This is a genomic window from Streptomyces sp. NPDC035033 (assembly GCF_040636735.1).
Lineage (GTDB): Bacteria > Actinomycetota > Actinomycetes > Streptomycetales > Streptomycetaceae > Streptomyces.
The window spans coordinates 59,555-66,812 of the sequence record NZ_JBEZUZ010000036.1 but is presented as its reverse complement, the minus strand read 5'-3'; the positions used below and the strand labels follow the sequence as shown (position 1 = coordinate 66,812).

Below are 7,258 nucleotides of genomic sequence, written 5' to 3'. Positions count from 1 at the left end.
CGGGCAGCTGGGTCTTGACGATGTTCTCGCGGTCGACGGCGTGCGCGATGGCCTGGCGGACCTCGGGCTTCTTCAGCGCCGGGTTGGCCTCCTGCCGTCGTCCACGCCGATCTCGGCGAGCCGCGCGTCCTGCACCTGTCCGTCCACGACGAGGGTGACCTCGGTCAGCCGGGCGCCGAGGTCCACCACGAGCAGGGGACCGCCGCCGGGCGGTGCCGCGTAGGCCGCGGCGGCCCGGGCGCTGTCGACGGCGATCACCCGGACCGGGCCGAGCCCGGCGACCACCCGGCGGGCCGCCTCGCGCTCCGCCGGGGCGGCGAGCACCGGATGGGTCAGCATCACGACGGTGTCGTGACCGTCGCCGCCCGGGGCGGCGGCGGCCAGCCGCTTGAGGAGCAGCAGTTGGGCGGAGTCGTCCGACACCCGGCCGCGCCGGACCGCCGTGCTCGGCACGTCCGCGAAGACGCCCGCCCCCGGGGCCCACGCCCGGGTCCGTGAGCTGCCGATGTCGAGGGCGATCGCCCGTACCGGCCGCCTCGCGTCCAGGTGGGTGCCGCCCGCTCCGTACGATCCCATCGTTTCCGTCCGTTTCCTGTCGGCCCATGGATGACGAGGCCGATCCGCGCCCACACTATGCAGGATCCGCAGCGGGAACGCCATGGCGCTTGGGGATCGAAGGATCATGGCCGGACCCCGGGCCCGGAGCGGTCTTCCGGGCCCGGGGTCCGGCGGGGTGGCGCGCGGTCAGGCCGGGGCGCCCAGCCAGAGGTCCGGGCCGAAGACCTCGTAGTGGACGTCGGCCGCGGCGACGCCGGAGGCGACGAGGTCGCCCCGGACCGCCCGCAGGAAGGGGAGCGGCCCGCAGAGGTAGGCGCTGACGCCGGCCGGCAGTTCCAGGGCGGTCACGTCGGCGCGGCCCTCGCGGGCGCCGGACGCGCCCGGCTCCTCGTACCAGAGGTGCAGACTGCCCCCGGGCAGCCTGCCGACCAGCTCGCGCAGCTCCTCGGCGTGGGCGTGCGCCTCGGGGGAGCGGTCGGCGTGCACGACGACGACCTGGCGCCGCGCGCCCGTGGCGGCCAGGTGGTCGAGCATGGCGAGCATCGGGGTGCTGCCGATGCCGGCGGAGGCGAGCAGCAGGGGGCCGTCGCCCTCGGGCAGCACCAGGTCGCCGAAGGGCACGGAGACCTCCAGGACGTCCCCGGCCGCCGCGTGCGCGTGCAGCCGGTTCGAGACCTCGCCCGCCGGGTCGCCGTCGACCCGCTTCACCGTGATCCGCCAGGCGGGGCGGCCCGGTGCGGAGGAGAGGCTGTACTGGCGGATCTGGTGGGCGCCGTCCGGCAGTGCCACGCGCACGCTCACGTACTGGCCGGGCCGGAAGGCCGGCAGCGGGGAGCCGTCCGCCCCGGTGAGCGCGAAGGAGACGGTGTCGGGGGTCTCCTCGCGTCGCTCGGAGATCCGCACCCGGCGCCAGACCTCGCCGTCCGCGACGCCGGCCTCCTGGTAGAGGCGGCCCTCCAGGGCGATGAGCGCGTTCGCCATCAGCCAGTAGACCTCGTCCCAGGCCCGGGCGACCTCGGGGGTGACGGCCTCGCCGAGCACCTCGGCGATCGCGGCGAAGAGGTGCTCGTGCACGATCTTGTACTGGTCCGCCGTGACGCCGAGCGAGGCGTGCTTGTGGGCGATGCGGGAGAGCAGCGTGTCGGGGCGGGTGTCCGGGTGCTCCAGGAGGGCGACGGCGAAGGCGGCTATGGAACCGGCGAGCGCCTTGCGCTGGTCGCCGCTGGCCTGGTTGCCCCGGTTGAACAGGTCGCGCAGCAGCTCGGGATGAGCGGCGAAGAGCCGGCCGTAGAAGCGCTCGGTGATCCGGTCGAGTGCTCCGCCGACGGCGGGCAGGGTGGCGCGGACGACGGGAACGGCCTGTTCGGACAGCATCGGAACCTCAATCTGGTAGATGATCTACGTGTTTAACGTCCGGGGAAACCCCGGGCGGCACAAGCCGCCCGGGGTGCGCGGACGGGACCGGGGCGAGGCCGGGTCGGGGTCAGGACGGCGGGCGCGGGGTGAGGGAGAGCAGCACCGGACCGGTCGGCGACCGCACGAGATCGGCGACCGTCAGCGGGTCGAGCGTGCGGTAGAAGGCGTCCTGGGCCTCCCGCAGCGCGCCGCGCAGCCGGCAGGCCGCCCGCAGCGGACACGGCGGATCGGCCTCGCAGCCCACCACCTCCTCCTCGCCCTCCAGCGTCCTGGTCAGCCAGCCCACCGAGGAGCGCCGGCCGAACTCCGTCAGGGCGAGCCCGCCCCCGCGCCCGCGGCGGGCCTCCACCACGCCGAGGTGCTGGAGCCGGGTGACCACCTTCGCCATGTGGGCGTGCGGCACCGCCATCTCCTCCGCCACCGCGCGCGTGGTGACGGGCTCCTCGTCGTCGGTGACCGCCAGGCGCATCACGGCGCGCAGGGCCAGGTCGGTGAACTTGGTCAGCCTCACGGCACGACCGTATCAAAGCGGTATCCCGGACTCGCATTAAGGGTGCGAGCCCGGGACACCGGGGGCCGCCAGGGGGCGGGGGCGATCAGAGGGGTGATCGGAGGACCGAGCGGAGGGAAGGGGTCAGGCGAGGACCTTGGTCTTCGCCTGCTGGAACTCCGCGTCGGAGATCGCGCCCCGGTCCCTCAGCTCCGCGAGCCGCGCCAGCTCCTCCGTGGCGCTCGGGGCGCCGCCTCCGGCGCCCTGCGCGCCGGCCGTCTTGCGGATGTAGTCCTGGAAGCGCTCCTCCGCCTCCTTCGCCTGCTTGACGTCACGCTCCCCCATGCTCTTTCCGCGCGCGATCACGTAGACCAGCACGCCGAGATAGGGGAGCAGGATGCAGAAGATCAGCCAGCCCGCCTTGCCCCACCCGCTCAGCTCGTGGTCCCGGAAGATGTCCGTGATGACCTTGAAGAGCAGGAAGAGCCACATGATCCAGAGGAAGAACCACAGCATCGTCCAGAAGACGTTCAGGAGGGGGTAGTCGTCCATTCCTGCGCACTCCGTTCCCTCGCGGCCGGGAGGCCGCGCGTTGGAGCGAGTCTCACCCGGCCGGCCCGCGCTCGCACGTCGGGGCCGCGCGGACCCGGTCCGGATGCGGATCGGACGCCCCCGTGTTCGGATGGCGGTCATGGGACCGGTGGAATGCATGGTGCTCGTCTTTCCGGGCGAGCGTGTGAAGGTGTCGGCCGTCGCCGCCCTCGCGGAGCTGCGCAGGGCAGGACAGGTCCGGCTCATCGACTCGCTCGTGGTCGTCAAGTCGCCGACGGGGGAGGTCTCCACCTCCGAGCTCGTCGAGTACGAGGAGTACGACGAGGCCACGGCCGAGATCGGCCCCGAGGCGAACCTGCTCGGACCCGAGGACGCGGCCGAGGCGGCCGCCACCCTCGAACCGGGCTCCTGCGCGCTGATGCTGCTCGTCGAGCACAGCTGGGCCGCCCGGGCGGCCGAGGCGATCCGGGAGGCGGGCGGCCGGGTGGCCGCCGCCGTGCGGATCCCGGACGAGCACGTCGAACAGGCGCGGGCCGCCTACGAGAAGGCGGTCGCCGCGGCCGCGGAAAGGAGCTGACGGCATGTTCATGCGCCGTCGTCCCCTCGCCCGGCCGGTGATCCGGCCCGCCGGAGCCCCGCTGCTGCGCGGCGCCCTCGTCGGCGGAGCCGCGTACGCCGCCGGCCGCAGCGCGGCCCGGGCCTCCCGCCGCGAGCAGGACCAGGAACAGGCCATCGCCGACCTCCAGTACCAGCAGCAGGCCCAGCAGCAGGTACCGCCCGCCGCCGCGCCCCCGCCCTCGCAGGCCGTACCGGCGCCCCCGCCCGGCGGGCCGGACCCCGGCGGGCTCACGGAACAGCTGGCCCGGCTCGGCGAACTCGCCCAGCAGGGGGTCCTCACCCCCGAGGAGTTCAGCGCGGCGAAGGCCAGGCTCCTCGGCGGCTGACGCGGCGCGGGCCGTCAGGCGGTCCGCAGGGCCGCCAGCGCCGCCAGCGCGCGGTCCGCGTGGGCGCTCATCCGCAGCTCGCTGCGGACGACCTCCTTCACCCGCCGGTCCTGCCCGATCACGAAGGTGACCCGCTTGGTCGGCGCCAGCGAGAAGCCGCGCCGCACGCCGAAGCGCTCCCGCACGGCGCCCTCGGGGTCGGAGAGCAGCGGATAGCCGAGCGAGTGCCGCTCGGTGAACTCCCGCTGCTTCTCCACGACATCGCCGCTCACCCCCACGGGCAGCGCGCCCGCCGCGCGGAACTCGGCGGCCAGGTCGCGGAAGTGGCAGGCCTCGGCGGTGCAGCCCGGCGTCATCGCCGCCGGGTAGAAGAAGAGGACGACCGGCCCCTCCGCGAGCAGCCCGGAGAGGGAGCGCGGAGTGCCGGTCTCGTCCGGAAGGGTGAAGTCCTCGACGAGGTCACCGATGTTCATGGGATCCACCCTTCGCTGCGGCTACCCGAGAGTTCTACCGCAGGGTAGGGGCGGACGTCACCCCGGGGCCGCCCTTTCCCGCGGCGATCCGCGCGTCCAGGACCGCGAGCACCCGCTCGCCCCAGCGGAGGTTCTCCTCCTCCAGCAACCGCCCGCGCAGCAGCGTCAGATAGGGGCCGACGCGCTCCGCCTCGCGCAGGTACGTCTCCTCGTCCCGCTCGCCGAGCAGCCACTCCCGCAGCCGCTCGTAGCGCGCGAGCTTCTCCCGCGAGACCTCCATGCGCCGCGCCACGAAGCCCCGCACGGCCTCGGTGTCGCCACCGTCGCACGCCTGCACCTGCACCATCAGCTCGTCGCGCACCGCGGTCGGCCGGGGCGCCACCGAGGTGAAGGAGTCGAGGTCCCGGCGTCCCTCCGGGGTGAGGCTGAACATCCGCTTGTTCGGGCGCCGTTCCTGCTCGACGACCCGGGCGGTGATCAGGCCGGCCTCCGAGAGGCGGTCGAGCTCGCGGTAGAGCTGCTGCGGGGTCGCGGCCCAGAAATTGGCGACGGACACGTCGAAGATCTTGGCGAGGTCGTATCCGGATGCCTCGCCCTCCAGGAGAGCTGCGAGGACGGCGTGCTTGAGGGACATCCGGACACGCTAGCAGTCCGTTGAATAGTTTCCTCCGCACCTATTCAACGGGTGCGGGAGCCGCCGCACGGTTCCCCCGCGCCGGCCCGCACGGCGGCGCCGGCCTGGCAGCGGCCCCGGCGCCTGCCTAGGCTGGATGACCACGACACGGCGGGGGCGACGACCGGGGTACCGGGAGGAACGAGCAGCGCCATGGACACCGACCCGTACGTCTACACCAGCTACATCAGGACCACCCCCGACGACCTCTGGAAGGCGCTCACCGAGCCGGAACTCACCCGGCGGTACTGGGGCGTCTCCTTCGAGACGGAGTGGATTCCGGGCGCGCCGATGGTCTGGGACGAGGGCGGCCGCCGCACCGCCGACCCCGAACAGGTCGTCGTCGAGGCGGTCCCGGGCCGCCGGCTCGCCTACACCTGGCACGCCTTCACCCCCGAATGGGCGGAGGCGGTGGGCCTGGACGACGAGGCGTACGGCCTCCTCTCCCGCGAGCGCAGGTCGACCGTCACCTTCGCGGTCGAACCCGCCGGCGACATGGTCAGGCTGACCGTCACCCACGACGGCCTGGAACCGGACGGCGTCGTGCGCGGGCTCATCGAGGAGGGCTGGCCCGCCATCGTCTCCAGCCTGAAGTCGCTCCTGGAGACCGGCGAGGAGCTGCCGGAACCGCCCCGCTGACCCATTCGAGTCGTCTCCCGGGCCTCTCGCCCGCCACGCCCACCCCCTTGATCATCTTTTTCTCCTCCCGTCGGTTCTGATGATCGGGCCGGTGCCCGCTCGCCGGCCTTCCGCCCGCTCAGCGACGAAAGGGGAGGGTGTCCGACGTGCCGTCACGCCGATACGTACAGGGGTGGGGGGCGCTCTCCCTCGCCGTCGGGGCCGCCCTCGTCACCACCGCCGTCGCGCAGGACCCCGCCGCGGGACGCGCGCGGCCCGCGGCCGCCCCGGAGCCCGCCGTCGTCACGGTCGGCGCCTGCCCCGGGGCCGACGGCCTCTGCCCGGCGCCCCGCACCACCGTGCTCCTGGACGCCCCCGCCACCGTCACCCTGCCCGCCGCCGCCCACCCCCTCGACCTGACCCTGCGCGGCCCCGGGCGGCTCACCGACGTGACCGTCACCGACCGCCGGGGGCGGCGGATCGCCGGCCGGGCCGACGCCGGCGGCACCCGCTGGACCAGCGCGACCGGGCTGCCCGCCGGGGGCACGTACACCGCCCGGCTCGTCGTGGAGGAGGCCGCCCCGGACGGCCCCCGCCGCCGGGTCGTCCGGCTCGCCGTCCGCACCCCGAAGGCCCCCGCCGGGGAGCGCCTCACCGTCGTCTTCGGCCCCGGCGGCGACGCGCCCCGCACGTACGGGGTGGGCCGGCCGGTCACGGCGGAGCTCAGCCACCCCGTCCCGGCCCACGAGCCGGCCGCCCGCCGGATCGTCGAACGCGCCCTGGAGGTGCGCAGCGAGCCCCGCGTCGAGGGCGCCTGGCACTGGGTGGACGCCGACACCCTGCACTACCGGCCGCGCACCTACTGGCCCGCCCGCGCCACCGTCAGGGTCCGCTCCGGGCTCGACGGGATCCGCGTCACCGACCGCCTCCACGGCGGCCGCTCACGGCCCCTCGTCTTCTCCACCGGGGCCAGGGTCGAGGCCGTCACCGACGTCGCCGCCCACGAGATGCGGGTGTACCGCGACGGCCGGCTGCTGCGGGTCATCCCGGTCACCACCGGCAAGCCCGGCTTCCGCACCCGGGTCGGCACCAAGGTCGTCCTCGGCAAGGAGCGCCTGGTCCGGATGCGCGGCGACTCCATCGGCATCGCCCGCGGCAGCCGCGAGTTCTACGACCTCAAGGTCCGCTGGGCCACCCGGGTGACCTGGAGCGGCGAGTACCTCCACGCCGCCCCCTGGTCGCTCGACGCGCAGGGCAGCGCCGACGTGAGCCACGGCTGCACGGGCATGTCCACCGAGGCGGCCCGCTGGTTCTTCCGCACGGTCCGCGAGGGCGACCTCGTCCGGGTCGTCCACGGGTACGGGGAGCCGATGGCCCCGTTCGGCAACGGCTACGGCGACTGGAACCTCGGCTGGGCCGAGTGGCTGCGCGGCAGCGCCCTCGGCACCGTCCCGGCCCGCCCCGCCGCCGCCGGCCCGCTGCGCCCCGCCCTCTGAGAGGGGCCGTCCCGGCGCGCCCTCGGAGACCGGTCCGG

10 protein-coding genes are annotated in these 7,258 nt (G+C 74.7%); 4 read left to right on the top strand and 6 right to left on the bottom strand.

Going from position 1 to position 7,258, the window contains the following annotated elements; genetic code table 11:
• Nucleotides 1-72: 72 nt before the first annotated feature.
• From AB0E83_RS17090 to AB0E83_RS17075, 4 genes are all read right to left on the bottom strand, one after another.
• Nucleotides 73-576 carry a hypothetical protein gene (locus AB0E83_RS17090; RefSeq protein ID WP_362111612.1) on the bottom strand — a complete coding sequence of 168 codons (504 nt, stop codon included), beginning with the start codon at nt 574-576 and terminating at the stop codon, nt 73-75.
• A 168-nt stretch (nt 577-744) separates the two neighbouring features.
• Nucleotides 745-1,932, bottom strand: a complete 1,188-nt coding sequence (locus AB0E83_RS17085) for a globin domain-containing protein (protein ID WP_362111609.1) — start codon at nt 1,930-1,932, stop codon at nt 745-747.
• A 109-nt stretch (nt 1,933-2,041) separates the two neighbouring features.
• Complete coding sequence (locus AB0E83_RS17080; RefSeq protein ID WP_362111607.1) at nt 2,042-2,485, bottom strand: Rrf2 family transcriptional regulator; 444 nt, start codon at nt 2,483-2,485, stop codon at nt 2,042-2,044.
• A 123-nt stretch (nt 2,486-2,608) separates the two neighbouring features.
• Nucleotides 2,609-3,016, bottom strand: a complete 408-nt coding sequence (locus tag AB0E83_RS17075; protein ID WP_362111604.1) for an SHOCT domain-containing protein — start codon at nt 3,014-3,016, stop codon at nt 2,609-2,611.
• A 139-nt stretch (nt 3,017-3,155) separates the two neighbouring features.
• Here AB0E83_RS17075 and AB0E83_RS17070 point away from each other — a divergent pair, with 139 nt between their 5' ends.
• Together AB0E83_RS17070 and AB0E83_RS17065 are read left to right on the top strand one after the other, a co-directional pair.
• Nucleotides 3,156-3,593, top strand: coding sequence for a DUF6325 family protein (locus AB0E83_RS17070; RefSeq protein ID WP_362111601.1), 438 nt, complete (start codon nt 3,156-3,158; stop codon nt 3,591-3,593).
• A 4-nt stretch (nt 3,594-3,597) separates the two neighbouring features.
• Nucleotides 3,598-3,960 (top strand): SHOCT domain-containing protein, encoded by a 363-nt coding sequence (locus tag AB0E83_RS17065; protein WP_362111598.1) that lies wholly within the window; start codon nt 3,598-3,600, stop codon nt 3,958-3,960.
• A 14-nt stretch (nt 3,961-3,974) separates the two neighbouring features.
• Here the strand turns inward: AB0E83_RS17065 and AB0E83_RS17060 are convergent, their stop codons facing one another.
• The gene (locus AB0E83_RS17060; RefSeq protein ID WP_362111596.1) at nt 3,975-4,433 is read right to left on the bottom strand and encodes a peroxiredoxin; all 459 of its coding nucleotides are present in this window, start codon (nt 4,431-4,433) and stop codon (nt 3,975-3,977) included.
• A gap of 34 nt (nt 4,434-4,467) precedes the next feature.
• A complete protein-coding gene (locus tag AB0E83_RS17055) occupies nt 4,468-5,067 on the bottom strand; it encodes a PadR family transcriptional regulator (RefSeq protein ID WP_362111593.1) in 600 nt (199 codons plus the stop codon).
• Nucleotides 5,068-5,259: 192 nt separating this feature from the next.
• Here AB0E83_RS17055 and AB0E83_RS17050 point away from each other — a divergent pair, with 192 nt between their 5' ends.
• Nucleotides 5,260-5,745, top strand: a complete 486-nt coding sequence (locus tag AB0E83_RS17050; protein WP_362111590.1) for an SRPBCC family protein — start codon at nt 5,260-5,262, stop codon at nt 5,743-5,745.
• A 146-nt stretch (nt 5,746-5,891) separates the two neighbouring features.
• Nucleotides 5,892-7,220 (top strand): Ig-like domain-containing protein, encoded by a 1,329-nt coding sequence (locus AB0E83_RS17045; RefSeq protein ID WP_362111587.1) that lies wholly within the window; start codon nt 5,892-5,894, stop codon nt 7,218-7,220.
• Nucleotides 7,221-7,258 lie beyond the last annotated feature (38 nt).

Bases quoted from the DNA above. Each gene is read 5' to 3' on its own strand.
- AB0E83_RS17085 (WP_362111609.1), bottom strand. From the start codon at position 1,932: ATGCTGTCCGAACAGGCCGTTCCCGTCGTCCGCGCCACCCTGCCCGCC.
- AB0E83_RS17050 (WP_362111590.1), top strand. From the start codon at position 5,260: ATGGACACCGACCCGTACGTCTACACCAGCTACATCAGGACCACCCCC.
- AB0E83_RS17065 (WP_362111598.1), top strand. From the start codon at position 3,598: ATGTTCATGCGCCGTCGTCCCCTCGCCCGGCCGGTGATCCGGCCCGCC.
- AB0E83_RS17055 (WP_362111593.1), bottom strand. From the start codon at position 5,067: ATGTCCCTCAAGCACGCCGTCCTCGCAGCTCTCCTGGAGGGCGAGGCA.
- AB0E83_RS17090 (WP_362111612.1), bottom strand. From the start codon at position 576: ATGGGATCGTACGGAGCGGGCGGCACCCACCTGGACGCGAGGCGGCCG.
- AB0E83_RS17075 (WP_362111604.1), bottom strand. From the start codon at position 3,016: ATGGACGACTACCCCCTCCTGAACGTCTTCTGGACGATGCTGTGGTTC.
- AB0E83_RS17060 (WP_362111596.1), bottom strand. From the start codon at position 4,433: ATGAACATCGGTGACCTCGTCGAGGACTTCACCCTTCCGGACGAGACC.
- AB0E83_RS17070 (WP_362111601.1), top strand. From the start codon at position 3,156: ATGGGACCGGTGGAATGCATGGTGCTCGTCTTTCCGGGCGAGCGTGTG.